General features: G+C 62.0%; 26 protein-coding genes and 1 pseudogene. 23 read left to right on the top strand and 4 right to left on the bottom strand.

Annotated features, from left to right (window positions below; genetic code table 11):
• Positions 1–13 precede the first annotated feature (13 nt).
• Positions 14–1,225, bottom strand: a complete 1,212-nt coding sequence (locus ACZK33_RS14665; protein ID WP_201116594.1) for an MFS transporter — start codon at positions 1,223–1,225, stop codon at positions 14–16.
• Between the two features lie 235 nt (positions 1,226–1,460).
• Between ACZK33_RS14665 and ACZK33_RS14660 the strand changes: the two genes are divergently transcribed.
• From ACZK33_RS14660 to ACZK33_RS14555, 22 genes and pseudogenes are all read left to right on the top strand, one after another.
• Positions 1,461–1,718: a hypothetical protein gene (locus ACZK33_RS14660; RefSeq protein WP_006374755.1), complete on the top strand. Its 258-nt coding sequence runs from the start codon at positions 1,461–1,463 to the stop codon at positions 1,716–1,718.
• A 36-nt stretch (positions 1,719–1,754) separates the two neighbouring features.
• Positions 1,755–3,434, top strand: a complete 1,680-nt coding sequence (locus tag ACZK33_RS14655) for a type IV secretory system conjugative DNA transfer family protein (RefSeq protein WP_201116593.1) — start codon at positions 1,755–1,757, stop codon at positions 3,432–3,434.
• A 427-nt stretch (positions 3,435–3,861) separates the two neighbouring features.
• Positions 3,862–4,308: a hypothetical protein gene (locus tag ACZK33_RS14650; RefSeq protein WP_478455096.1), complete on the top strand. Its 447-nt coding sequence runs from the start codon at positions 3,862–3,864 to the stop codon at positions 4,306–4,308.
• Between the two features lie 89 nt (positions 4,309–4,397).
• Entirely contained in the window at positions 4,398–5,453 is a 1,056-nt protein-coding gene (locus ACZK33_RS14645; protein ID WP_164088760.1) for a VirB8 family type IV secretion system protein, read from the top strand.
• Positions 5,450–6,229 (top strand): TrbG/VirB9 family P-type conjugative transfer protein, encoded by a 780-nt coding sequence (locus ACZK33_RS14640; RefSeq protein ID WP_262230164.1) that lies wholly within the window; start codon positions 5,450–5,452, stop codon positions 6,227–6,229. The genes ACZK33_RS14645 and ACZK33_RS14640 overlap by 4 nt, the downstream gene beginning before the upstream one ends.
• Positions 6,226–7,482 carry a TrbI/VirB10 family protein gene (locus ACZK33_RS14635; RefSeq protein ID WP_423174523.1) on the top strand — a complete coding sequence of 419 codons (1,257 nt, stop codon included), beginning with the start codon at positions 6,226–6,228 and terminating at the stop codon, positions 7,480–7,482. Before ACZK33_RS14640 ends, ACZK33_RS14635 begins: the two co-directional genes overlap by 4 nt.
• 13 nt (positions 7,483–7,495) lie before the next feature.
• Positions 7,496–8,539 carry a P-type DNA transfer ATPase VirB11 gene (gene virB11, locus ACZK33_RS14630; RefSeq protein ID WP_049398229.1) on the top strand — a complete coding sequence of 348 codons (1,044 nt, stop codon included), beginning with the start codon at positions 7,496–7,498 and terminating at the stop codon, positions 8,537–8,539.
• Between the two features lie 3 nt (positions 8,540–8,542).
• Positions 8,543–9,526, top strand: coding sequence for a lytic transglycosylase domain-containing protein (locus ACZK33_RS14625; protein ID WP_201116585.1), 984 nt, complete (start codon positions 8,543–8,545; stop codon positions 9,524–9,526).
• Between the two features lie 72 nt (positions 9,527–9,598).
• Positions 9,599–10,009, top strand: coding sequence for a TrbC/VirB2 family protein (locus ACZK33_RS14620; protein WP_125428299.1), 411 nt, complete (start codon positions 9,599–9,601; stop codon positions 10,007–10,009).
• Complete coding sequence (locus tag ACZK33_RS14615) at positions 10,002–10,310, top strand: VirB3 family type IV secretion system protein (protein ID WP_005410119.1); 309 nt, start codon at positions 10,002–10,004, stop codon at positions 10,308–10,310. Before ACZK33_RS14620 ends, ACZK33_RS14615 begins: the two co-directional genes overlap by 8 nt.
• 81 nt (positions 10,311–10,391) lie before the next feature.
• Positions 10,392–12,836: a VirB4 family type IV secretion/conjugal transfer ATPase gene (locus ACZK33_RS14610; protein ID WP_106468481.1), complete on the top strand. Its 2,445-nt coding sequence runs from the start codon at positions 10,392–10,394 to the stop codon at positions 12,834–12,836.
• Between the two features lie 51 nt (positions 12,837–12,887).
• A complete protein-coding gene (locus ACZK33_RS14605) occupies positions 12,888–13,673 on the top strand; it encodes a hypothetical protein (RefSeq protein WP_423174524.1) in 786 nt (261 codons plus the stop codon).
• Positions 13,674–13,752: 79 nt separating this feature from the next.
• The gene (locus ACZK33_RS14600) at positions 13,753–14,907 is read left to right on the top strand and encodes a TrbL/VirB6 family protein (RefSeq protein WP_236494359.1); all 1,155 of its coding nucleotides are present in this window, start codon (positions 13,753–13,755) and stop codon (positions 14,905–14,907) included.
• Entirely contained in the window at positions 14,904–15,473 is a 570-nt protein-coding gene (locus ACZK33_RS14595; RefSeq protein ID WP_322107942.1) for a DUF4189 domain-containing protein, read from the top strand. Before ACZK33_RS14600 ends, ACZK33_RS14595 begins: the two co-directional genes overlap by 4 nt.
• Before the next feature lie 2 nt (positions 15,474–15,475).
• Positions 15,476–16,354 (top strand): annotated as a pseudogene (locus ACZK33_RS14590) (TrbL/VirB6 family protein).
• A 24-nt stretch (positions 16,355–16,378) separates the two neighbouring features.
• Positions 16,379–16,918: a DUF4189 domain-containing protein gene (locus ACZK33_RS14585; protein WP_321029109.1), complete on the top strand. Its 540-nt coding sequence runs from the start codon at positions 16,379–16,381 to the stop codon at positions 16,916–16,918.
• Positions 16,919–17,346: 428 nt separating this feature from the next.
• Positions 17,347–17,871 (top strand): DUF4189 domain-containing protein, encoded by a 525-nt coding sequence (locus tag ACZK33_RS14580; protein WP_423174525.1) that lies wholly within the window; start codon positions 17,347–17,349, stop codon positions 17,869–17,871.
• 123 nt (positions 17,872–17,994) lie between these two features.
• Positions 17,995–18,531 carry a DUF4189 domain-containing protein gene (locus ACZK33_RS14575; RefSeq protein WP_423174526.1) on the top strand — a complete coding sequence of 179 codons (537 nt, stop codon included), beginning with the start codon at positions 17,995–17,997 and terminating at the stop codon, positions 18,529–18,531.
• 46 nt (positions 18,532–18,577) lie between these two features.
• Positions 18,578–19,447, top strand: coding sequence for a hypothetical protein (locus ACZK33_RS14570; protein ID WP_423174527.1), 870 nt, complete (start codon positions 18,578–18,580; stop codon positions 19,445–19,447).
• Positions 19,448–19,907: 460 nt separating this feature from the next.
• Positions 19,908–20,444 carry a hypothetical protein gene (locus tag ACZK33_RS14565; protein WP_423174540.1) on the top strand — a complete coding sequence of 179 codons (537 nt, stop codon included), beginning with the start codon at positions 19,908–19,910 and terminating at the stop codon, positions 20,442–20,444.
• 57 nt (positions 20,445–20,501) lie between these two features.
• Positions 20,502–21,509, top strand: a complete 1,008-nt coding sequence (locus ACZK33_RS14560) for an XVIPCD domain-containing protein (RefSeq protein ID WP_423174528.1) — start codon at positions 20,502–20,504, stop codon at positions 21,507–21,509.
• A 97-nt stretch (positions 21,510–21,606) separates the two neighbouring features.
• Positions 21,607–22,881, top strand: coding sequence for a hypothetical protein (locus ACZK33_RS14555; RefSeq protein WP_423174529.1), 1,275 nt, complete (start codon positions 21,607–21,609; stop codon positions 22,879–22,881).
• A gap of 54 nt (positions 22,882–22,935) precedes the next feature.
• On the opposite strand, the gene ACZK33_RS14550 is transcribed toward ACZK33_RS14555, so the two are convergent.
• The 3 genes from ACZK33_RS14550 to ACZK33_RS14540 are packed head-to-tail and all read right to left on the bottom strand — an operon-like array spanning position 22,936 to position 25,611.
• Positions 22,936–24,264 (bottom strand): XVIPCD domain-containing protein, encoded by a 1,329-nt coding sequence (locus tag ACZK33_RS14550; RefSeq protein WP_423174530.1) that lies wholly within the window; start codon positions 24,262–24,264, stop codon positions 22,936–22,938.
• Positions 24,261–24,914: a hypothetical protein gene (locus tag ACZK33_RS14545; RefSeq protein ID WP_423174531.1), complete on the bottom strand. Its 654-nt coding sequence runs from the start codon at positions 24,912–24,914 to the stop codon at positions 24,261–24,263. The genes ACZK33_RS14550 and ACZK33_RS14545 overlap by 4 nt, the downstream gene beginning before the upstream one ends.
• A gap of 40 nt (positions 24,915–24,954) precedes the next feature.
• On the bottom strand, positions 24,955–25,611 hold the full coding sequence (locus tag ACZK33_RS14540) for a hypothetical protein (protein ID WP_478453521.1): 657 nt from the start codon (positions 25,609–25,611) through the stop codon (positions 24,955–24,957).
• Positions 25,612–25,869: 258 nt separating this feature from the next.
• Here ACZK33_RS14540 and ACZK33_RS14535 point away from each other — a divergent pair, with 258 nt between their 5' ends.
• Entirely contained in the window at positions 25,870–26,376 is a 507-nt protein-coding gene (locus ACZK33_RS14535; protein ID WP_423174533.1) for a GNAT family N-acetyltransferase, read from the top strand.
• The last annotated feature ends 16 nt before the right edge of the window (positions 26,377–26,392 follow it).

The raw sequence follows: 26,392 nt of genomic DNA, 5'->3' as shown, positions 1-26,392 counted from the left end.
CCCGGCGCGAAGGTCAGTGGCTGCCGGCTACGGCGGCCTTGCGCTTCTTGTCCAGCATCACCGCCACGCACCACAGCAGCAGGCCGCCGATGGCGGTGGCCGCGCCCACATAGCCGGTGCTGGCCGGGCTGAAGCCGGCGCTGATCGCCATGCCACCCAGCCACGGGCCGAGCGCGTTGGCGGTATTGAAGGCGGCATGGTTGGAGGCGGCGGCCAGGGTCTGGGCTTCGCCGGCCACGTCCATCAGGCGCGTCTGCAGTACTGCCGCCAGCGCACCCATGGTGCCGACGGTGATGATCATCGGGCCGATGGTCCACACCGATTGCGCGGCCAGCGGATACAGCAGCAGCATCACGATCGACCACAGCAGCACCACCGCAGCGGCCTTGAAGTGGAACTTGTCGACCAGCCAGCCACCGGCGATGTTGCCGATGATCGCGCCGATGCCGAACACGCCCACGGCCAGTGGCATCCACGATTCGGCCACGCCGGTGACCTGCACCAGCGTCGGCGCGAGGTAAGTGAACACGCAGAACATGCCGGCGAAACCGACCGCGCCGATCGCCAGCGCCAGCCACACTTGGGGGGTGTTGAAGGCACGCAGTTCGCGCATCGGCGAGGTGCGCACCTCGTCCGGGTCCGGCAGCAGGAAGCGCGCGATCATCGCCACGGTGGCGATGGCCAGCACGCTGACCAGGGCAAAGGCGGTGCGCCAACTCAGCTGCTGGCCCAGCCAGGTGGTCAGCGGATTGCCGACCAGGATCGCGATCGACAGGCCCAGCAGTACGCGCGACATCGCCTGGCCGCGCTGGCCGGCCGGACTGATTGCGGCGGCCACCAGCATCGCCACGCCGAAGTAGGCGCCATGCGGCAGGCCGGCAACGAAACGTGCGATCAGCATCGTGCCGTAGTTCGGTGCCAGTGCGCTGGCCAGGTTGCCGACAGCATAGAAGCCCATCAGCGCCAGCAGCAGCTTGCGGCGCGGGAAGCTGGCGCCGACGAAGGCGAGGATCGGCGCACCGACGACCACGCCGATGGCATAGGCGCTGATCAGGTGGCCGACCTGGGTTTCGGAGATCGACAGGCCACGGCTGATCTCCAGCATCAGGCCCATGCTGGCGAACTCGCTGGTACCGATGGCGAAGCCGCCCAGGGACAGGGCAAGGATGATCAGGGTGCGCTGACGGGGCGTCAGCCGCGCAGCCAGGGAAGAGTTGGGGCTCATGCGGGGGCGCGATGGGGGCGGGGAGCCGTGCATTGTACTGCTGCACCGCAACAGCAGCAGCCATGCTGAGGGTAAATCAGCGTTTGATCCGTGGGGTTGCGGCAAGCCGGGCACAGGCTCGGTACGAAAGCAGGTTCGGCGCATTGTTGTCGGCGTCCTGCATGTAATGACGACATGGACGTCGGCATGATGCGAAACACAGGGGCTGCGGAGTGCTGGAACAAGGAGGATGTCGATGCAGGAATTCAGGCATGTGCTGGAGACGCGCGGCCGCTATCAGCTGGTAGCGGTGTCCTACGCGCCGGTGTACGCTCCGGGCGATGTGGTCGGCCATGCGGTCGTCGCCGACGATGGGGATCGTCTGACCGACCTGATGTCGCTGGCCGAAGCGCGCCAACGCCTGCAGGCACTGGTGCGTGAAGAGGGCGAAGAGCCCGGGCTGGAGAACGAAAACCACCTGCGGAAGAAGGCGTCGCGCTGGCGCCGCCGCTAGGCCGTCGCGCCCTTGTGCGCATCATGGAGGATCCGGGTGTTGCCCAGTAAGAAGTATCTGCTCATCGCCATCATCACGCTGGCGACCCTGCTGCTTGGTTTCGTGTTTTCCGGTTACCTGACCCTGTTGTTGCTGGGGTTGGACACCAAGCTGTTCACCTGGAACACGTACTACCAGTATTACCACGCCATTGGCCAGCCGCAGGTCGCGCCGTTCGTGGGCAAGATCAAGTGGGCCGGTTATCTCGGTTTCGGCCTGCCGCTGCTGGTGCTGCTGGTGACCGGCCTGGTGGTGCTTCTGAAAAAGGACAAGCGCTCGTTGCACGGCGACGCGCGCTTTGCCACCGGCGCCGACCTGTCCAAGCACGGCATGTTCAAGAAGACCGGCCAGAGCATCGTGGTTGGCAGCCATGGCGGCAAGCTGGTGCGGCTGGACGGCCAGCAGTTCGTGATCCTTGCAGCGCCCACCCGTTCAGGCAAGGGCGTGGGCGTCGTCATCCCGAACCTGCTGGAGTACGGCGAATCGCTGGTGGTGCTGGACATCAAGCAGGAGAACTTCGACCTGACCAGTGGCTGGCGTGCCAGCCAAGGGCAGGAGATCTACCTGTTCAATCCCTTCGCTGAAGATCGGCGCACGCACCGCTGGAACCCGCTCAGCTATGTGTCCGATGACCCGGCGTTCCGTGTCTCGGACCTGATGAGCATCGCCGCGATGCTGTATCCGGATGGTGCCGAGGACCAGAAGTTCTGGGTCAGCCAGGCGCGCAATGCGTTCATGGCCTTCACCCTGTATCTGTTCGAGAACTGGGATGACGAGCGCAGCAGCGGTTTCCCGGGCGGCTCGGGCACGCCCACCCTGGGCGCTGTCTACCGGTTGTCATCGGGTGACGGCAGCGATCTGAAGAAGTACCTCAAAGCCCTGTCGGAGCGGTCGTTCCTCAGTTCCAACGCGCGCTCGGCGTTTGCCAACATGCTGTCCCAGGCCGATGAGACCTTCGCCTCGATCCTGGGCACCTTCAAGGAACCGCTCAACGCCTGGATCAACCCGGTGCTGGACAAGGCCACCAGCAGCAACGACTTCCTGCTGACCGATGTCCGCAAGAAGAAGATGACCATCTACATCGGCATCCAGCCCAACAAGCTGGCCGAGAGCCGATTGATCATCAACCTGTTCTTCAGCCAGCTGATCAACCTCAACACCAAGGAACTGCCCAAGTCCAACCCGGACCTGAAGTACCAGTGCCTGCTGTTGATGGACGAATTCACCTCGATCGGCAAGGTCGAGATCATCGCCTCGGCGGTGTCCTACATGGCCGGTTACAACATCCGCCTGCTGCCGATCATCCAGAGCATGTCCCAGCTTGATGCCACCTACGGCCGGGAAGTGTCACGCACGATCATCACCAACCACGCACTGCAGATCCTGTACGCGCCGCGCGAGCAGCAGGACGCCAACGACTACTCGGACATGCTGGGCTACACCACCGTCCGCAAGAAGAACGTCACCCATGCCCGTGAGAAGACCCACAACTTCACCGAAGAGCGGCGTGCACTGATGCTGCCGCAGGAGCTGAAGGCGATGGGGCCGGACAAGGAAGTATTCCTCTACGAGGGCATACCGCATCCGGTGAAGTGCGACAAGATTCGCTATTACAAGGATCGCTATTTCACATCGCGGCTGCTGCCGAAGGTCGACGTTCCGATGCTTAACGTCTAATTCACGTCGCTAAATTTGTGACGTAGATTCATATTCACCGACGTGAAACCGTGAGCTGAGTCAAAAATTCGGCATCTGTTCATAGATTTTCAGACTTGTCTGACATGGAATTGACGCGTGGTTGTGTAACTCTGTGTGCGTCATCCAGAAGTGTGTGCTGGATGCCAAAAGTTGTAACGCAGGGTGGCCAGGAGTTTGTGCCATGGAAACAAGGATGGTTTCGACGTTGGTGAGGGTGTGCGGGTGTGTCGTCGGCAACGTCTGGCGGCCCCGCGACCTGGTTGGCAGCTTTCGGGCTGCAGGGGAGCCGGGGCAGATGTGCTGCATGCCAGCGCGTCTCCCCGATTCCGGCGTGCGCGATGCAGCGCCGGACGACCAGGGAACCAACGCTCGGGACTGCTTTTTCGTACGTCAAAGTGAAGCCCGTATGAATCAGGCGTTTATCGCGAAAATCTCCATCGCCGCAGCTGCGGCGCTGATGGTGGCAGGTTGTGCCACCAAGTCCGCCCCCGATTTCGGAGGCCGCTGGAAGCCGGTCAACCGCTTTGCGGCGGCAACGACCGAAATCCCGCTGTACTCCAGCTACGTCTACCAGGCCTCGCTGATGGATGGCACGCTCAAAGCCATGCTCGAGCGCTGGGCCAAGGATTCCGGACGCACGCTCGATTACCGCCTCAGCTCGGACTTCACCCTGTACGGCGCGGTCTCGAATATCGACACCACCAACGCACAGCAGGCCGTGATCGATCTGACGGCGGCCTATGCGGCACAGGGCATCTCCGTCTCCATCGTAGGCAACCAGATCGTTGTGCAGAGCGCTGGCTCGACGCCCACCGCGTCGGCGCAGGGCGCTGAATCCAACAGCGGCACCTGAGTCCACCTCGAAATCATCGAACGTGCCGCTCCCCGCGCCTGTCGCAGGGGCTCCATGCCCATTGATGTTTCAGCAGTACGGAAGAATCCATGTTCCGCAAGAAGGATCCCGGCAATAGTCCCAAGGTCGAGCAGTCGGTCGCCAAGGCGGTCAGCTACGAGATCACCGTGGCCGACATGGCGCGTCGCAGCGAGCGACGTGCGTGGTGGGTGGCCACCGGCTCATTGCTGATGTCGCTCGCACTGGCGGGTGGCTACTACTACATGCTGCCGCTGAAGGAGAAGGTGCCGTTCCTGGTGATGGCCGATGCGTATACGGGTACCGCTACGGTGGCGCGCCTGAGCGGGACCTTCCAGGGCGAGACGATCACCTCCAGTGAAGCCATCAACCGCAGCAACGTGGCCCAGTACGTACTGGCGCGCGAATCCTATGACTCGGCGGTGATGGGCCTGCGCGATTGGGAACTGGTATTTGTGATGTCCAGCAGTCCGGTAGCGCAATCGATGCGGCAGCGCTACGCCGGCAACAACCCGCAGAATCCGTTCGTGATGTACGGCCGCGAGCGTGCCATCCGGGTCAAGATCCTCAGTATCACCCCACTAGGCGCCGAGTCGAATGGCAGTTTCCGCGGCGCATCGGTGCGCATCCAGCGCAGTTTGCTGGACAAGCGCTCGGGTGCGTCCAGTTATCTGGACAACCAGCTGGTGACGATGCGCTTCGAGTACAAGCAGAACCTCGCGCTGTCCGAGCAGGATCGCATTCTTAATCCACTGGCCTTCCAGGTCACCGAGTATCGCGTCGATAACGACTATTCCCGTGGCGTCCCGGTGCCGGATGACGGCGCCATGCAGGCGCAGGCGCAGCAGGCTGCACAGGCCGCGCAGCAGGCCCAGGGTGTCTACGATCCCAACAACCCGGCCGCAGCCACGATGATCGATCCGGCCACCGGCCAGCCGGTCGCCGTTCCGGCCAATGGCCCGACGCCGGGCCAGCCGATGCCGGGTCAGCCCGTACAGGGGCAACCCATGCCGGGTCAGCCGGTGCAGGGGCAAGTAACGCCGGGGCAAGCCATGCCCGGACAGCCGGCAATGAGGCCGGCGCAGAACAATTCCACCGGAACTGCTGATGGAGCAAGCAACCGATGAGTAGTCGAAATATCAGGGGAAGCGCGCTGGCGCTGCTGTCGATGTTGTCGCTGTTGTTTTCAGCAACGGCGATGGCGCAGGCGGTGGACCACTACGAGTACGAGAAGGACCGCATCTATCCGGTTCGCACCGGCCTGGGCCTGACCACCCAGATCGAACTGAGCCCGAACGAGAAGATCCTCGACTACAGCACCGGCTTCAGCAGCGGCTGGGAATTGACCCGTCGCGAGAACGTGTTCTATCTCAAGCCGAAGAACGTCGACGTCGACACCAACATGATGGTGCGCACCGAGACCCATTCCTACATCTTCGAGCTGAAGGTGGTGGCCACCGACTGGCGCCAGCTGGAACAGGCGCGTCGTGCAGGCGTGCAATACAAGATCGCCTTCACCTACCCGAACGACACCGTGTTCGGCGTCGCCCAGGAAGCGGTGGAAGAAGAGGCGCAGCCGCTGTTGAGCTCGGAGTTGGCCAAGGACCGCCAATACAACTTCAACTACTCCTATTCGACCAGCAAGGCGAAAAAGATGGGGTGGTTGATCCCGGTCAACGCCTACGACGATGGCCGCTTCACCTATCTGAAACTGCCGAACTCGCCGGAATACAAGACCGGCATCTTCCCGGCCGTGTTCGGCCGGGAAACGGAATACGGTGAAGACTTCGTAGTCAACACCACGGTTGAAGGCAATACGCTGATCGTGCACGGGACCTACCCGTACCTGGTCATCCGCCACGGCGACTTCGTCGTCGGCCTGCGAAGGAACGTGAAGAAATGAGCCAGCAGAACACTCCCGGAAACGACCCGAACAGCGGACGCGACGAGAGCCAGAGCCCGTACGGTGCACAGGGTGCCTCGGACGCGCAGTCGAATCCATACTTCGGCACGTCCCAGGCCGAGCCTGCGCCGGACCTCGATGCGGCTGCGCCACAGCTGCGCTCGGCAGAAGAGCAGCGGTTGAATCGCAAGGCGCTTCTGTTCCTCGGCGGCATCGTGGTGCTGCTGGTGGCCATGGGCTTCCTGCTGTTCCGAAAGGGCCAGGATGACAAGGAGGCTGCTTCCACTGCGCCGGAAGTGGCGCGATCCAGCACTCCCGAGCTTCCGAACGTTTCCACGCCCGAACCGGCACCGCCGGTCGCCCAACCTGCGCCGATTCCAATGCTGCCACCACCGGAGCCGATGCCTGCGCAGTCGTCGTTGTCGATGGACCGAGATCCCGGACCGCGTGGCCCGACTCTGGCTGAGCGACGCATGGGGGGGAATTCCGGGATGGTGGGAACGGGTGATGCGCAGTCTTCGCCGGGCGGACAGCCTCCCGGCATGGATGAGTACGCGCGCATGATGGCCCAGCAGATGGGCAGCAACGGGCAGCAGACTGCCGCGCCGACGCGTGTGCGCCGCGGCCCGGACGTAGACGATGTTTCCAGCGCCAGTTTCATCCGCAGCCCGGATGCGCTTCTGGTTCGTGGTACCTATCTGCGCTGTGTGCTGGAGACCCGGATCATTACCGATATCGCGGGCTATACCTCGTGCCTGGTGACTGAGCCGGTGTACTCGATCAACGGCCGCAATCTGCTTCTGCCGAAGGGCTCCAAGATCTATGGCGCGTACGGCGGTGGTCCCACCGGCAAGCGGGTGGAAGTGATCTGGGACCGCATCACCACGCCCAATGGTATCGATGTGGCGATGTCCAGCCCGGGAGTGGATCAGCTGGGTGGCGCGGGTCATCCGGGCCAGTACAGCGCGCACTGGGGCAGCCGTATTGCCTCGGCGCTGATGATCAGCCTGCTGGCCGACGCGTTCAAGTACGCCGCCGCCGAACATGGCCCGGAAACCACCACGGTGGCCAACAACGGCATGACCATCCAGTCGCCCTATGAAAGCGCCACCGCGCGGACCATGGAGCGCCTGGCCAACGATGCCCTCAGCCAGCGCCGTCCGCCGACCGTCACCATCAACCAGGGCACCATCGTGAACGTCTACGTCGCCAAGGACGTCGATTTCACCAACGTGCTTCACCCGCGCCGGTAAACAACGAACGATCATGGACGCCGAAGTGTCACCCCTTGCCCTCGTCTCCAGCGATTTCCTGCGCTATCAGTACGAAGTGCTGGGTATTGCCGAGTACATGACCTCGCCGGAGGTGACGGAAATCTGTATCAACCGTCCTGGTGAGCTGTACCTGGAAACCCGGGCGGGGTGGCAGCGGGTGGATGTGCCGGGCCTGACCTTCGAGCGGGCCCGTCAGTTCTGCACGGCGGTGGTGAACGAGAGCAACACCGGTCAGCGCATCACCGATGCCGATCCGGTGGTCTCGCTCACGTTTCCCACGGGTCAGCGTGCCCAGTTCGTGATTCCGCCGGCGTGCGATGCAGGCAAGGTGTCGATCACCATCCGCCTGCCGTCCAAGCACACCAAGTCGCTCAGCCAGTATCACGAAGACGGCTTCTTCAACCAGATCCTGGAAAGCGATGGCAGCATCAGCGAGCAGGATCGCGAGTTGCTGGAACTGCGCCAGCAGCGCGAGTACGCCGAGTTCTTCCGGCGTGCGGTGATGTACCGCAAGAACATCGTGGTATCCGGTGCGACCGGTAGCGGCAAGACCACCTTCATGAAAGCGCTGGTCAATCATATCCCGGACAACGAACGCCTGGTCACGATCGAGGACGCGCGCGAGCTGTTTCTGACCCAACCCAATGTGGTGCACCTGCTGTACTCCAAGGGTGGGCAGAGCACCAGCAACGTCAGCGCCAAGAGCTGCATGGAAGCCTGCCTGCGCATGAAGCCCGAACGCATCATCCTGGCCGAGCTGCGCGGCGACGAGGCGTTCTACTTCATCCGCAACTGCGCATCGGGCCACCCGGGTTCGATCACCAGTTGCCATGCTGGCAGTCCGGAGCAGACCTGGGACCAGTTGGCCCTCATGGTGAAGGCCTCCACCGAAGGTTCGGGCCTGGAATTCAACGTGATCAAGCGACTGTTGATGATGACTATCGACATCGTTGTGCATATCAAGGCGCACGCCGGTTCGCGCTACATCACCGGTATCGATTTCAATCCTGGGCGTGCCCAGGGGCAGGAGGGCTGAAGGATGCTGCCAGGACTGGAGATGATGGCGTGCCCGGAGATGGCGGTGTCGATGGACGTGATGCAGCACGTCATCGACGTTGAATCGTCACGCAACCCTTATGCCATCGGCGTGGTTGGTGGCGCGCTGGCGCGACAACCCAAGGCGCTGGACGAGGCGTTGGCTACCGTGCGCATGCTGGAGGAGAAGGGCTACAACTTCTCCATCGGGTTGGCTCAAGTCAACCGCTACAACCTGGGTAAGTACGGGCTGGACTCGTATGAGAAGGCGTTCCAGCAGTGTCCGAACCTGCAGGCTGGCTCGCGTATCCTGGCCGAGTGCTACAAGCGTTCTGGCGGTGACTGGGGCAAGTCGTTCAGTTGCTACTACTCCGGCAACTTCGAGACCGGCTTCCGCCATGGCTATGTGCAGAAGGTCTACGACTCGATCCGTCGCGGCCAGCAGATCGCCAGCAACGGCGTTGCGCCGATCGATGTGATCAGCCGCGGCGAGCGCCGCAGCGTGAAAGTCGAGCACCATCCTCAGCTGGCCTCTCCGGCGCAGGCGCGGATCGTTGCCCAGGCCAGCAATCCGGTGTACGTGCCGTCTGAAGATCCGGCGCGTGCCTACGTCGTGTATCCCTCCACCGGCGCGATGGCACGTGGCAGCTTGCTGAACATCGCTGATCAGGCACTTTCCAAGGTAGTGCTGGGTTCGGTGGACCGGGTGATGCAGCCGCAGGCGCAGCCGGCCCAAGGCGCCGCATATCCGCAGCAGCAGCCCGCAGGCATGCCGCAGCAGCTGCCGCGGCAGGGCACCCTGCAGGGGATGGCTATGCCGCAGCAGTTGCCGGGTGCTGCGGGCGCCAACAGCGAGGGCCCAGTGATGCTGCGGCCCTGGAATGAACGCAACCAGCCGGTGGCCGGTAGCGACAATGCGTACAACGTGCCGGTACAGGCTCCACCGGCGCAGCGGATTCCCGCAGGGGATGCGGCCTTCGTGTTCTGACGAAGTCGTGGTTCGGCTCGGCAACCGCCAGGCCATTCAGTTGTGTTAGTCCATCAACAAGGAAATCAATCCATGAAGCGATCCAATCTCGACCTCGTCCAGGCCCAGCGCACGCTGAAGACCCTGCTGATGGCCACTCTCTTCGTTGGTGCAGTGTTTGCTCCGCAGGCATTCGCCACAGGCTCGACCGACTTTGGCGGCACCGACGACAAGGTCTGCAGCTTCTTCAACAACATCAAGGGGCTGCTGAATATCGCCTCGATTGCAGTTGTCACCATCGCGGTGATCTTCGCCGGCTACCAGATTGCGTTCGCGCACAAGCGTATCGCCGACGTCGCGCCGATCCTGATTGGTGGTGTGCTGATCGGCGCCGCCGGCCAGATCGCCCGCATGCTGCTGGGTGACGGCAGCGACGGCAAGTGCGGCGGCAGCGGCACCACCTACTACCTGATCAACAACGCCATCCAGTACTACAGTGCATAAGAACGTCCTGTTCCGTGGCTGCACGCGCCCGGCGATGTTTCTGGGCGTGCCCTACCTGCCATTCTTCCTGGTGGCGGGTGGGTTGTTGCTGCTGAGCATGTATACGAACTTCTGGTTCCTGCTCACCATTCCCGTGGCGGTTTTCATCATGCGGCAGATGGCAAAGCGTGACGAAATGATCTTCCGGCTGATGGGCCTGCGCCTGATGTTCAAGCTGCGGGTACGCAATGTGCGCGAGCACGATGGCATGTGGGTGTTCAACCCGAATCATTACCGTGACAAGCCGGCCCGAATGGATTGAGGTCCGGAACCGACCTGGCGGGCCTTTGCGCCCGCCGGGTCCTTTGAAACTCCTTGGCAATACCTCTTTGGAAGCAGTCGTATGTTCAGCCCTGACACCTCCATCAGTGAGTTCATCCCGTTGTCGTCACATGTTGCTCCGAACGTGGTCAAGACCACGGGCGGCGACTACCTGCTGACCTGGCATCTGGAAGGGCTGCCGTTCGTCGGCCGCGAGGAATGGGAGCTCGAGCATCGTCACAACACCTTCAATCGCCTGCTGCAGACGCTGCGTGCGCCCGACTTCGTCAACGTTGCATTCTGGGTGCACGACATCCGTCGTCGCCGCACGCTGAAAGGGAAGAGCAGCTTCAAGCAGCGCTTCAACCAGGACGTGTCCGACCAGTACATGGGCATGCTGTCCTCCCAGCGCATCATGCAGAACGAGCTGTACCTGACCATGATCTACCGCCCGGTGGTGGCGGGTAAGCGCTTTGTCGAGAAGTCGGCGAACGTCGATAAGCTGCGCGCCGAGCAGGAGCAGGCGGTTGAGAAGCTGATGGAGCTTGCCGGCAACGTCGAGGCCGTCATCCGTGATTATGCGCCGTACCGTTTGGGCATGTACGAAGCGAAGAATGGGGTCGTGTTCTCCGAGACGCTGGAGTTGTTCGGCTATCTGATCAACCGCATCGACGAGCCGGTGCCGGTGTTGCCCGCGCCGATCAAGGACTACCTGCCGGTCAGCCGGCACATGTTCTCGGCCAAGACCGGCGACTTCGTCATCAATACCCCCAATGGCGCCAACCACTTCGGCGCCATCTTGAACATCAAGGAGTATGCCGAGGGTACCTACCCTGGCATTCTGAACGGTCTGAAGTACCTGGACTATGAGTACGTCATCACCCATTCCTTCAGCCCGATGGGGCGCCAGGACGCGCTGAAGGTGCTCGACCGCACCAAGGGCATGATGATCTCGTCTGGCGACAAGGCCGTCAGCCAGATCGTGGAGCTCGATCAGGCTATGGATCAGCTGTCATCCGGCAATTTCGTGCTGGGTGAATACCACTTCATCATGGCGGTCTACGGCGATAGCCAGGCAAAGCTTTCGCAGAACGTGGCCTCGACCCGCGCCGAACTGTCCAATGCTGGATTCGTGTCGACCAAGGAAGACCTCGCGGTCACCTCGTCCTTCTACTCGCAGCTGCCGGGCAACTGGCGCTACCGTACGCGTTTGGCCAATGTCAGCTCGCTGAATTTCCTCGGCCTGTCACCGCTGCACAACTTCGCCACCGGCAAGCAGCACAACAACCCGTGGGGCGACTGCGTGACCACGCTGCAGACCACCAACGGTCAGCCGTACTATTTCAATTTCCACGCTACCCATCCATCCGAGAATTCACTCGGTGAGAAGGCGATCGCCAACACCATGGTGATCGGCAAGTCCGGTACTGGTAAGACCGCGCTGATCAACTTCCTGCTCAGTCAGGTGCAGAAGTACGAGCCGTCGCCGACGATCTTCTTTTTCGACAAGGATCGCGGTGCGGAGATCTTCGTGCGCGCCTGCGGTGGCAACTATCTGGCCCTGGAGAACGGCGCGCCCACCGGCTTCAACCCGTTCCAGTGCGAAAACAACGAAGCCAACGTGCAGTTCCTGGCCGATCTGATCAAGGTGCTGGCTGGCAAGCGCGAATACAGCGCGCGCGAGGAAGAGGATATCTACCGCGCAGTGGAGAGCATGCTGGATACACCGATGCACCTGCGCAGCATGACCAACTTCCAGAAGAGCCTGCCCAACATGGGCGACGACGGCCTCTATGCGCGCATGCGTCGTTGGACCTCGGGCAATTCGCTGGGCTGGGTGTTCGACAATCCGGTGGATACCGTTGACCTGAGCAAGGCCAACATCATCGGCTTCGACTACACCGACATCATCGACAATCCCGAAGTGCGCGTGCCGGTCATTAATTACCTGCTGCACCGCCTCGAGTCGCTGATCGATGGTCGTCCGCTGATCTATGTGATGGACGAGTTCTGGAAGATCCTGGACGGCGAGGGTGGCCTGAAGGAGTTCGCGAAGAACAAGCAGAAGACCATCCGTAAGCAGAATGGTCTGGGCATCTTCGCTACGCAGAGTCCGGAGGATGCGCTGAAGAGCGATATCTCTGCCGCCCTGATCGAGCAGACCGCAACGCTGATCCTGCTGCCGAACCCGAACGCCAGCAAGAGCGACTACATGGATGGCCTGAAGCTGACCGAGGCCGAGTTCAGGGTGGTGACCGCACTGGACGAGCGCTCGCGCTGCTTCCTGGTCAAGCAGGGCCATGCTTCCAGTGTCTGCCAGCTCAACCTGCGTGGCATGGACGACATTCTTTCAGTGATTTCGGCCTCGACCGACAACATCGATGTCATGCATCGGGTCCTGCAGACGGCCGCGGTCCGCAATCGCGTCACTGTAGACGAGCTCAGCCCGGAGCAGTGGCTGGAGGATTTCTACAAGAACCGGAAGGGCTCTGGAAAATCGGTGGCTCGGGACGACGCTCTGGCTTGATGAGGATGGATCCTGAGCGATCGCGACGAACAAAGAATCATGGAGACGATGATGAGAAACGCACTGAAACCAAAATCCAGCAAGACTGGTCGGCTCGGCCTTCGCTTTGCGGCGATCGCGATGGGTATCGCACTTTCCTTGGCGGGCGGGGCGACTGCGACAGCCGGTGGCGTTCCCGTCTATGACGGCTTGAACTGGTATGAGAAGCTCTGGGATCGTCTTCAGTCAGCTGCAGAATTCGGCGAGAACGTGACCCGCTGGGGAACGCTGCTGCAAGGTGTCACCGATGCCATCATCAAGGCACAGGGCATCTTCAAGTCCTTTGGTCTTCCTCCGGGCGCGATGCTTACTCCGGTTCCGGATAACTACATGGTGGCGGAATCCTGCGGCTCGGCCGGAGACCTGAGCATCGACACGTTGTTTTCCTATTTCGTGTTCAATCCTGCAGGTGATGTGAAATCACAGCAGCGCCAGATCTGTGTGAACATCCGCATGATGCAGAACCGCAAGTACAACGATTCCGTGCAGTTCATCCAGCAGACCATTCCCAAAATGGATGAATTGATGAAGCTCATCAATGCAGCGCGTACTGCCAGCAGCCTGCGCGGCGCAGTGGATGCCGTCAACAGTGACTCGATGCGGACGGCCAATGAACTGGCGGTTCAGTCGCAGTCCTGGGAGGCGCGGATGAAGGCATATGACGCTTACATCGAGGTAATGGAGGCCAACCAGAAAGTCGTGGCTCAAGCCGCGCTGAAGGGTGATCCAACCGCGGTCCGCTTGGCAAGCGACCTGGTAAAGACAGCATCGCTGAAGGCCGCCTTGAGCATCAAGTAACCGCATTAGGCAGGTATAAACTCGCTGCAAGGTACTGCGGCGACGATAGCGGTAGCGGAACCACCAAGGAATTATGGAAATGTCCATCAGCTCGATTTTCAACTTAAATTTTTCAGGCGGATTGCAGGACCTGCTGAGCTACGCGGTGCGTATCCAGTCGATCGGCGATTTCGTTTTCTTCCGCCTGATCCTGGACTTCCTGCACGACCGTATCGGGAAGTTCGGCATCGAACTGATGGGCAACATGATGAAGTGGGTCGGTGCCATGGCCCTCGTTTTCATGACCCTCTGGGTGCTGATCCAGGGTTACCGGATCGTGACTGGCCGAAGCCGTGATTCAATGATGGTGCTCGTCACCAACATGGCTCGCGCGGCGTTGATAGTAAGTGTCGCTACCAGCATGGCGATGTTCGGAACCAACCTGCAGAAGTTCCTGACCAATGACGTGAAGGGTGTCATCACCCATGTCGTGACCGGCAAGGATGAAAAGCCAGAGGATCAGATCGACAAGAGCCTCGCCTGGATGCAGGTGGCGTTGTCGAGCATTGATGCCATCAAGGTGCTGGATGATCCCGGCTTGCAGGCCGATAAAACGCGCGCGCAGTGGTTCATCGGGTTTGGTACTGGTGGTCCGGCGGTCACGGCAGGTTCGATGCTGTTGCTGTACGAGGTTGCCATGGCGTTGTTCATCGGGCTTGGGCCCTTGTTCATACTGTGCCTGCTGTTCGAGCAGACCAAGCAGTTGTTCCAGAAGTGGCTGTTCTACGGCATAGGCACCATGTTCTCGATGGCGGTTCTGGCGGCGATGGTATCGATCGCGCTGGACATGGTGATCCGCGTGTCGGCCTCGTTCTGGACCACGGCATTGGTGAACAAGTATCTGCTGGCCGGTGCCTCCAGCGACGGCATGACCAGCCAGGCAATGCAGCAGGGCGGCATGGGCCTGATCCTGACGACCTTGATTCTGACTGCGCCCCCAATGGCGGCCATGTTCTTCCAAGGCACCTTGGGTAGCTTCATGGCATATTCGCAGATAGGTGGCAGCCCGGTTGCCGCTGCACCGAGTGCGAATGGACAGCCGCCGGGTAGTTATACGCCGTCGGCTCCCACTTCTAGTAAGGGAAGTGAAGGATCAAATGAGGTCGGGGCAACAACAAAGATGTTTACCAGTTCTGTAAATTCTCCTGCTGAGCAGGATCCTGGAAGAATGGGAATTGGCAACAAACCGAGATGAGGGCAGCTCCTATGCTAGTAACTAATGAATGCAGTTTGGAGCGACGAGTGTCTTTGTGGGCCTTCGCTTTCACCTTGCTGGTCATCCTCTGCTTGCTTGGCATCCAGTCCGTCCATGCAGAGGGCCGCTGTCCTCCAGGTCAGTATCCCATTGGCGGTCAGGGTGCGGGAGGATGCGCCCCGATTCCTGGCGGGGCCAGTGGCGAGGGCGCCTCACCTCGACCTACGGGGCGTTGGCTGAAGACTTGGGGGGCGATCGCTACTGCTGCAAGTGGGGAAGCAGGCGCCTCGACCGGTCAGAGAACTAGAAGCGCTGCCGAGAAGGAGGCGGTTGCCCAGTGCTCTCGGGGCGGTGCTGATAACTGCAGAGTGACAATGGCGTACAAGAATCAGTGTGTCGCACTGATTACACCATCGTCGGTTGACAAAGGCGGCTCAGTGACATGGAGGGCTGAGACAGAAGCTCTTGCTTCGAAGCTTGCAATGGACGAATGCACGGGGCGGGGAAGTCGGGGTTGTAAAGTTTTCTATTCCGCCTGCTCTACACCGATGTTTGAGGCGTACTAGCTATGGCGCGCGCGGCGTTGATTGTGAGCGTTGCCACCAGCATGGCGATGTTCGGCAGCAACCTGCAGAAATTCCTCAACGAGGACGTCAAAAGCCTGATCACCCACGTGGTGACCGGCAAGGACCAGCAGCCGGAAGACCAGTATCGACAAGAGCCTGGCCTGGATGCAGGTGGCGCTGTCGAGCATTGATGGCATCAAGATCCTGAATGATCCAGGGTTGCAGGCGGACAAGACGCGGGCGCTGTGGTTCATCGGCATGGGCACGGGCGGTCCGGCCGTCACTGCTGGTGCGATGTTGCTGCTCTACGAGGTCGCGCTGGCGCTGTTCATCGGCCTGGGTCCCTTGTTCATTCTGTGTCTGCTGTTCGACCAGACCAAGCAGCTGTTCCAGCGATGGCTGTTCTACGGCATCGGCACGATGTTCTCGATGGCGGTACTGGCAGCGATGGTATCGATCGCGCTGGACATGGTGATCCGTGTCTCGACCGCGTTCTGGTCCACCGCCCTGGTCAACAAGTTCCTGCTCGAAGGCGCCTCCAGCGACGGCATGACCAGCCAGGCGATGCAGCAGGGCGGCATGGGATTGATCCTGACGACCTTGATTCTGACTGCGCCCCAATGGCGGCCATGTTCTTCCAGGGCACGCTGGGTAGCTTCATGGCATATTCGCAGATAGGTGGCAGCCCCGTCGCGCAGGCGCCGGGACAGAGTGGGCAGCCGCCGGGTAGCTACTACACACCTCCGGCTCCAGAGAAGGGTGGGACGCATAGTGCCACTACCGAGCAGGTTGTTGGTCCGCGAGTGACTGGTGGTAGTTCATCGCCGGGTTCGGCGGTGGTGGACTCCGGGCGTCTTGGTCTTGCAAAGAACAACGGCTGATGGGAAGTTTGAGGGTCTAACGATATGGTCTCGATATTTGGCCGCCGATCTGCGCTTATCTTCGGCGCTGCAATTTGCATGCTATTTTTTGGCTTCGCGCCCGTTGTTGGCGCTGAAGGACGTTGCCCGCCAGGTCAGTATCCAATCGGAGGTCAGGGTGTCGGTGGGTGTGCGCCGATCCCAGGAGGGGATGCGGGCACGGGTCAGACGGGTCCTATCCAAACGGGACGCTGGAATAAGACATGGGGCGCGATCGCCATGGCATCCAATGGCGATGTCGGCGTGTCAGTCGGAAAAGTGAGAAAGGCTGACGCCTCAAATGAGGCCTTGGCCAATTGCAGTCAGCACGGGGCGTCGGACTGCAAGGTTACTCAGACTTACAAGAATCAGTGCGTCGCCTTGGTCTCTCCTCGAACTAGCGCATTCGGAGGCTCCACGTTTGGACGCGCTGAATCTGTCTCTGCCGCGACTTCGTTGGCGATGGGGCTCTGCACGAAGCGCGGCAGTGAGGGTTGTGTGGTGATCTACTCGGCGTGCAGCGAACCGGAATTCGAGTCGTTCTGAGTGGTCGTCAACGAGGCGGCGCAGGTTGGAACGGCTGGAAGAGTTTAGGTTTACCTGCTCTCATGCTTTTCTTGCCAACTCAATGTCCTGCGATCATTGCAGCCGTCTTTGCTTGGCATGCGGTGTAAGAAGGCTGCTGAGAATTCACACTTTGCCTCTTCTGACTGTATTGGGGCGATCGAATCAGTAGCTTCATGGCATATTCGCAGATAGGTGGCAGTGCGGCCTCAACTCCTAGTGCCGATGGTCGGCCCCGGGGCACCTACACACCTCCTTCGCCATCAAAGAGCGAAGAGCATTCGAGTCATCAGGATGGTGGTGTCACTATAAGGAACTCTGCTCCAAGTACTTACACGCCGTCCAATCAGAAGCAGGGGCAGTATGGCTTGGCGGATTGATGGATCTGACTTAGGTTGAAGGATGTGTGTATGAATATTTATTGGGCAGCTCAAGTTCTGAGGTGCGCTCTTGCAGCAATCCTAATTTTTGGGGGCGGCGGCGCTGCCTTCGCCGAAGGACGGTGTCCTCCAGGTCAGTATCCGATTGGCGGGCCGGGTGCCGGCGGATGTGCGCCGATTCCTGCTGGTGGATCAGAAGCGGAAAGCCCGCGTCCAACGGGGCGGTGGATCAAGACTTGGGGAGCATTTGCCGCCTCGCCTTCCGGAGTCGCAGGAGCGGCAAGTGGGTGGAGGGAGAAGGCGGATGCGGGAAACGCGGCAGTGAGATCCTGCTCTGATGCAGGCGGTCGGGATTGTCGAGTGAAGTTCACCTATAAGAATCAATGCGCGACGGCGGCTGTCTCGAATGCGGGAACCGGGGGAACTTTCTACTCTGCTGCAGCCACAAAGGAGGAGGCGGCAGGCCTATCCTTGGCGCAATGTGGTGCTGCTTCCAAAGAGACATGTGAAGTTGTCATGTCCAATTGCACCGAGCCGGAGTTTGAGAAATTCTGAGTCATTGCCCGTATTTTTCTGATGATGCGGCGATAGAATGGCCCGCCGTTGAGCGGGCTATTTCTTTTCTGCGCCCATCAAGCTAAGAAAAAACTCTACTCTTGATGTTGGGGGATTCCCGGTATGATCAGGCGTTCAGTGGCGGCAAGTTTGGTCGCAGCAATTGTGGTGGCCGGTGCTGCGCTCACATCTGAGTCGGTCCGGGCAGAGGGGCGGTGTCCACCCGGTCAGTATCCCATCGGTGGCCAGGGTGTCGGTGGATGCGCACCTATTCCGGGCTCTGGTACTGATGGCGTGCAGAGCGGCCCCATTGCTACTGGGCGCTGGATCAAGACTTGGGGGGCTATTGCAGGGGCAGCAAGCACGGGCGATATGGGGGCCTCCGTTGGAAGGCGCTCCAAGCGTGAGGCTGTCTCAGAAGCGCTTGCTCGGTGCGCGACGCATGGAGCGAAAGACTGCAAGATCGATACAACGTACAAGAACCAGTGTGTGGCATATGCTGACCCTGAGCCAGGGAGTAAGGGAATAGTTTCAATTTCAGTCGCTGGCTCAAGAGAAGAAGCGACCAGTCGGGTTCTCTCCTACTGCGCGAAGAACGGTGGTGGGCAATGCAAGGTGTTGTACACGGATCGTGCTGAGCCAATATTTGAATCTTTCTGAGCCATGTCGGTCGAATCATAGACGTGGTTCTTGAATCGGCCTGTGCATGCGCTCGGATCTGGTCGGTTTTCTGCAGCGTGCCACGCAGGCTGAGCAGAACGCCTACCTGAAGCAGTTGCGCCGCAGGAAGCCACCAAAGCCCGGTGAGCCCGTTGCTGGTCCGGAACCGGTGTACGAAATCCAGGTCAATACCGTCTACGAGAACGCGACGAAACCGAATCGCCTGATCAGAAAGTACTGGGTGAACTGCTCACAGAACACCGTGGCCACCAGGACGAGTCTGATCCAGTGGCGCGATCGGCCAATGGAGAACGTCCCGCCGGATAAGTTTGAACCGCGAACCGAGGCGACTGCTCCCTGGCAGGTGCAACTGGTGCAGTTTGCCTGTCTCGTGGGGCCTGATCCCAAGGCCAAGGTGCCAGCGGAAATGATGAAGCGTGGCTTCCTTTCCATTGGTGACGTCGGGCAATCACCTGTAGATGTCATCTGGGGCGACCTGTGGAAGGACGGCAAGCGCCCAGCATTCACCTATCGGCCAACCGACGCTGAAATGGACAGCACTGTGCGTAGCCTCGAAGCGACTGTGGCGCGCGCCCAGAATGAAACCAGCAGGGCCTTGGATGAGTCGCGTCGAGCAGCCAATCGCGTGGGTCGCAACAATCTCATGGATATGTGGATCGGCAAGACAGAGCAGGAATTCGTGCGGACGTGGGGCCCACCGGATCGTGTGGAGAATGGGGCCGATGGTTCGCGCACGTTGTACTTGCACCGTGGCGAGCGTGTGCAGGGGTTGAATGCTTATGGGTATGTCGTCAGTGACGTGAACAATCGATGCGATATCACGGTGCTGACGATGGGCGGCTACGTCCCTGACTACGCCACGCAGGGGGCCACCTGCGCACAGCAGTTGCGCTGATCGCGATTGCTGGCCACGACGCGGGGCGACAAAGCGTGTGCAGGCTTCCCGTGCAACATCGCCGCGGCCGGACCAGCCCGTGTGCGGGGTCGCGGCGCATCCCCCACGGCGCCATCCAACGCGGATCTGTTTGTCGGATAAGCCACCATTCACGTTAACCGCGCTTTTTCTGTGATCAAGTGCGCTTTTCATCCCAAGCCCCCTTCGACGAGCCCCGCCTCCTCGAAGTAAGCTGCGTGCGCGTCAAAATCCCGACGCATCGGTGCCATCGAACGCAGGAGCTTTTCCGTCCATGAGGACTCTGATCACCCGCGTTGCGGATGACGCTTGCCACCGTCGCGGTCGCCGTGGGCTCAGGGCTATCATCCGGCATGGCGGACGCTGGCCGCGCGTGGTGCATGGCGCCGGTTCCGGCCTCCGCTCGGATACTGGCAGGACGGGATTGAAGGAGTTGCAGGGGATGGAGAAGGGGAGTGGCACGCACATGGACAATGCCCTGGCGTTCGTTCCGTCCGGCGCGAACCTGCTGGAAGCCGTACGCGGCGATCTCACCGGTAACGGGATCGACGACCAGTTGCTGGTGATCGATCAACCGGCGCCTGACGGCCTGGTGCCTGGCGAGCACGGTCCCAACCGGGTGCTGTTGCTGCTGCTCGGCGACGCCGCGGGGCGATGGCAGCTGGCCGCGCGCAACGACAAGCTGGTGCCGTGCTCCAGCCGTGGCGGCATCGCCGGCGATCCCTTCGCGTACGTGACGATCGAGGATGGCGCGTTCAGTGTGATCACCAATGGTGGTAGCCGTGAGCGCTGGAGCAGTGTCTACACCTTCCGCTATGCACCCGCCGAGCAGGCCTGCTGGGTACATGGGGTGCAGCGCAGGGTGGTCGACACCGAGACCGAAGCCACCCATACGCGTGACTTCTCGGCGGCCGAGCTTGGCCGGGTGCGGTTCGAGGATTTCGACCCGTCCGTCGTCGCCGACGTGAGCTTGCCCTGAGTGCCATGCCTGTGAGGAGGCGGGAGTACCCAACGATGATCGAGCAGGAGTTTCACCGTGTCGCAGGATAGAGAGTCGCAGTTGCTGCGGCAGGCCACGGAGGCCGGCATCACCTCGTCCCGGGAACTGGCCAACTTCATGGCGCAGGCCGGGCACGAGTCCCGTGGCCTGAGCCGGCTCAATGAAAGTTTCAACTTCACCCGGGGTATCTCGCAGATCCCGGTGGAAGCGGCGTGGCGCAATGGCAATGGCGCGCTTGAGGACGCCCGCCAGGAGGCGCTGCGTGGGCGGCCGGAGAGCCTGGCCGAACTGATGTACGGCGGGCGCATGGGCAATGACGCGCCCGGCGACGCATTGAAGTATCACGGCCGCGGCTATCTGCCGCTGGTCGGCAAGGAAAACTATGAGCGTGCCGGCAAGGCGCTGGATCTGGATCTGGTGAATCAACCGGAGCTGGCCGCGCAGCCTGAGCATGCGGGCCGTATTGCGGTGTGGCAGTGGCAGACGCGCGTGCCGGAGGCGGCGCGCGAGGATGTGCGCGAAGCGACACGCGCGATCAATGGTGGCCTGAACGGCATCGAGGCCCGCCAGCAGCGGTTCGATGTGTGGCAGCAGAAGCTGACACCTGATGTGATGGCGCGGCTGGAGCGGGGCGAAGTAGGGGCGCCGGCGCAGCAGGCCACCCTGCGCGACATGTCGCAGCCGGGCGAGCCGGGACACGCCCTGTTCCAGGGGGCACGCCAGCACCTGCAGCAGATGGGGGCGCAGAGCGGACTGCGCAGTGAGCAGGAAATGGACAACGCCGCCGGCGCGCTGGCGTTGAGCGCGCATAAGGCCGGCCTGTCGCGTATCGATCATCTGCTGGCGGGCAACGACGGGCGCACGCTGTTTGCGGTGCAGGGCGCGCTGGGAGATCCGGCGATGCTGCGCGCGTCCGTTGACCGGGAGCAGGCCGCCCAGCAGCCGCTGGCGCAGAGCAGCCAGCAGTTGGCTGCCAGTGTCGCCCAGCAGGACCCGGCGGCCGCGCTCGCCCGCGAGCAGGAGCAGCGTTCTCGATCCCTGTAACACCTGATGCCGGCGGGCAGGGGACCCGCCGGCGCTTTACGTACGACGCGTGGCGCCCTGTGGCGCCGACATGGAAACCCACTCGGAAGGACACCACATGCGAATCGTTCCCTCGAATGCCCGGCACGTCGCTGCCCGCTGCGATGCATCCGCGCGCCGCCTGCCGCCGCTCTGGCTGCTGTCACTTGGACTTGCCGCAGCGTCGGCACAGGCTCAGGCTCAGGAGACAGCGGCGCCCGTCGTGGAGGCGCCCATCGCCGCCGAGGCGATCGTTGACGCGCCTGCAGGGATGGCACCTGTTGCAGCGCCCATGGCCACCGAAGCCGTTGTCGCGGTGCCGGCTCCTGATGTACCGGCTGCCGTGACACCTCCTGCGACACCAGTGGTGGACGCGCAGCCGGCGCCGGCTGCAGACCCGACGCCTGTGCCCGTTGCACCCGCAGCGGCGGCGCCTGTCGCTGCACCGCCTGCTGTCGTCGAGCCAGCCGTCCCGGCGGTAGCTCCCGCGCCACCCGCCTTGGTCATCGCGCCGTTGCCGCCCGAGCAGGCGACCGAGCGTGCGCTTGGTGCCCGCTGCCCGGTGGATCTGGCTGGGCGGCTGGCGGCCCAGGGCGAGCTGCTGATCGGCGCCTGCCAGGGCACGATGCCGGCGCATCTGGCCGCGCTGCTGGTCGCACTGCCCCAGCAGGACATCCACCTGCCGCGCAGCTGGCGCGAGCGTGAGGTGCAACAGAAGGTTTGGTTCAAGGCGGTGCCGGGCTACGGCCAGCGCCCGGACTTCATCGCGCGGATGGGCGACATCTGGGTGCGCTCGCTGGAAGGACGCGACGCCGACAGCACGTTCTACCTGGTGTCGGCACCGTTCACCTGCAGCGACCGGGTCGCCAACCGCGATGAGTACGGCGCGGAGCCGGTACGTGTGCCAGCGGGTGACTGCCGCGAGGCCTATGTGGCCCAGCGTGTGTACCAGGTTCGCGGGGACGCCGCGCCGAGGGATGTGACCGCCGATGCCATGCCGGCCATGCCCCAGGTGACGGAGGCCGATCGTGCGCGGCAGCTGTCGCGCGAGGGCCGGATCAGCCTGGACCACAGCAAGTTGCAGTACGGCCCGGCCATGCGCTGGTTCGTGCAGTACCCGGAGACGGCGCAGAAGGTCGGTCCGCGTGCCTACAGTGACTGGAACCGCGAGCACCTGGCCTTCGTGGTCTGGACTGGGGATCGCTTCGAGCTGCGCGAGAAGGTCGCGCGGGCGCAGTGGCCCTGTGATCCGGTAGCACCGGGCGATCGCGCCTGTGGTGGCTTCCCGGATTCCGGGCCGGATCTGTTCGTGATCGCCAGTGCGTCCGCGCCGGTCGCGGCCTCCAGCCCCTGAGGCAGAGGGCCGAAGTGACGCGGGAGCCGGATTGACCGGCTCCCGCGCTGTTCATCAGGCCTGCATGCTGCGGGTCTGGTTCTGCTGTTGTTCCAGTTGCTGATCGCGGTCCTGTGCCAGGCGCTGTCCCGCAGCTTGCTGATCAATCCGCTGGCTGCTCTGCTCCAGCGGGGTGTTCATCGCCACGGCCGTGTCCACCGACACGCGCAGATGCGCCGGGTCGCCGCCCAGGCCCTGCACCGCGAAGCTGCGCGAAGCATCGGCATTCATCACCACCTCGTCGATGCGCTTGCCGCCTGCAGCGTGCATCTCCGCCGCCAGGCTACCGGCCAACTGCGTACTCATCACATCCGGCACGCGGCCGACACGAACGTCCTGCGCATGCACGCCACGGATCGCGTCGTTGAACAGCGGGTTGCCCAGGTGATTGGCATCGTCCATGCGCAGCATGCTGGTGTGATGGCCGTTCTTCTCCGCCTCGCGACGGGCCGGCTCACCGGGCTGCAGCGGGCCGCGGATGTGGTCGTACAGATCGATGGCGCCGCCCGGGATGCCGCGTGCTGCACGGGTAACACCGCGGCGCAGTGATTCGACGTCGTCGCGGTACTCCTCGATCATCTTGGCGTTGTCTTTCGCCAGCTTCTGCGTTTCCGGGTGCTTCAGCACCGATCCTTCGTCGAGAAAGTTGCCCAGCTTGTGTGCGCCGAACGAGCTGGTTGCCGCGATGATCGGGCGGTCCGGAATCAGATCACGCAGGGCATGATTGCTGAAGCCATTTGCCGCGAGCGTCTTGATCTCATCGGGCTTGGCGTAGATGCGGACCTGGCCGAAGTGCGGCGAGGCAGCGCTGACCGGATCGGAGGCCATGACGTGGTTGATCATGGTGTTGCCGCCTTCCGGAATGCGGTAGCTGAGGCTGACCGCGCCGTAGGCATTGAAGGTCTCGCCCTTGACGTTGAAGTGGTGCGAGGTGATCTGGGCCAGGGCACCGCCGAGGGAGTGGCCTGTGACGGTAACTTCGGGCGGACGTTGTCCGAGATCCTGCCCTTCCTTCTTGGCATAGGCGAGGGCGCGTTGAGTCAGCGCGATGGCGTCCGGAGCCTGCACGTTGGTGCGGGCGACGACCATGCCACCATCGGTCAGAATTGCATCGCGTGCGATCTGTTCGGTGCCGCGATGTGCGACGACAATTTCATTGGTGTCGACTCGCTGGTAGATCGTTCCCTGATAGCCGTTCAGTCGATTATCAACATGCTCAAGAATCTTGTACTTGTGGCCGTTGATCGGGACGATCTCTTCTTGACCAGGTGCACGACGACCGACCGCATAATCCTTGTATGCATCTTCGGATAGTGCAGCATAGTCCTGGCTGTTGAGGCTCATTGGCGCACCTCACTGGCTTCAAGCGAAGCGGAGAACAGCGCATTCTGCAGTTCAGGCCGGAACTTGGTGGGATCTTCCTGGCCGCTTGCGCCGTAATCAGGAATCTCGTTCACACGCGGATAGTCTGCGCGAGGATAGTGGCGAGTTTCGGTCTCGCCTTTGACGAACGGCGCTGCCTCAATGAACGACAGGAAGCGCGTTTCACCCTCGGCGCCGGTGGCTTTCAGCATCGCGCCGGCGCCGCTGAATTCCCACTTGCAGACGCCACGACCGTAGTAGTCCTCATCCAGCATCCGGTCGAGGTACACGGTGCCGCGGTATTCGCCGTCGGCGACCTTGCGCAGCTCCACCGGCTCCTGGCTGGTGATGCGTGCGGCGGTACCGGTGGCCGGTTCGATGTGCCCGCACTGGTCTTCGTTGGTCACGTCGTACTGCGCGACACCTTCAACCAGCGCGAAATCACCGGGGGCATCCTTCAGGCGCAGCACCAGTTCATAGGCCTTGCGCGGGCTGGGGTTGAGCTTGGCGAGGCCACGCCCACCCTGGGCGACATCGGCTTCAGCAGCGGCACGTTCCTGGTTCATGGCGGTCTCCGGATTGCAGGCGGTCAACAGAAGCAGAGCAAGGCACGGGATCATCTTGTGGCGCAATGTCGGCCTCCTTGGGGGTAGGAATGGTTGAACTGGCAGCTCATGGCGCGAGTTTCTGCACAGTGGTGGTGGTCGAGAACAGCGCGTCGCGCAGATCTTCGCTGTACTCTGATGGATTCTCCTCGCCACTGGCGCCATAGTTGGCGACGGTGGCGGCGAGTGGATAGATCAACTTTGGGTAGTAGAGCGTCAGAGGAGACTCGTTCTCCATGCGCTCCTTGTCGATGAACGTCAGGAATCGCGTATCCGCCTCGCCGGTCGTAGCGCGCAACATCGCACCGACTCCCGTCAGCGCCCAATGGCAGACACCACGCCCGTAGTAATCCTCGTCCTGCATGCGGTCGAGGTAGAACGTACCGCGGTACTCGTTCTCACCGACCTTGCGCAGCGTGACGAGCTCCTGGCTGGTAATACGGCTGGCGGTACCGGTCGCCCTCAGGACCCGGCCGCAGTCCTTGTGGTTGCTGACGTCGTACTGGGCAACGCCCTCGACCACCGCGAAGGGACCGGGGGCATCCTTCAGTGTCAGAACCAGCTCGTAGCCCTGCTTTGGTGCAGGATTGAGTTTGGCCAGGCCGCGCCCACCAGCGGCGACGTCGCGCTCGGCATCAGCATAGGGCGAGCATGCGGCCAGTGGGATAAGGGCGAGCAACGCCAGCAGCGGCTGCCTTTTCCTTTCAGGGAGCGCTACTCCCATGGCCTGATCCTGCATCGTGCGTCCATGTCCATATATCCTTCCTGGGTGACAGGTTTCTCGATTATGGAGCGTGTCAGGAACGTTGCGCCACCGTCGCGACGGGTTTTTGACGCGCGCGATGCGGTGTATTCCGGCGAATCGATTGCAGCACAGGGGATTCGGGCGTCGCGTTGGCCTTGCTGGCAGGGGCTGCTCGCGGTTGAATCTGCGACGTAAATCAATAATTCACGCACTCATCACATTATCAAAGGCGTTCTCTTGAACTGCATGATCCGCACCGAAACCACGGCCGACCACGCCGCCATCCATGCACTCACCGAGGCCGCCTTCCGCGAAGCCCCGCACAGCAGCCACACCGAGCAGTTCATCGTCGACGCCCTGCGCGCCCGCGGGGAGTTGAGCATTTCGCTGGTCGCCGAAACTCAGGGCCAGGTGATCGGCCACATTGCCCTGTCGCCGGTGACGGTCAGCGATGGCAGCACGGGCTGGTTTGGTCTGGGCCCGATCTCGGTAGTGCCCGCCTGGCAGGGGCAGGGCATCGGTGCGGCCCTGATGCGCGCCGCACTTGAAGCACTGCGTCAGCAGGGTGCACATGGCTGTGTATTGCTGGGCGAGCCGGCCTATTACGGGCGCTTCGGCTTCCGTGCCGAGCCGGGCCTGGTGTTGCCGGGCGCGCCGGCGGAGTATTTCCAGGCGCTTTGCCTGCAGCCTCCGCTGGCTCAGGGCGAGGTGCAGTACTCACCGGCCTTCGAGGCGACAGCCTGAGCCACGGCGGGCGGGC

This window comes from Stenotrophomonas sp. 86156_Sma (assembly GCF_056481625.1).
This window is presented reverse-complemented; position numbering and strand designations above follow the sequence as displayed.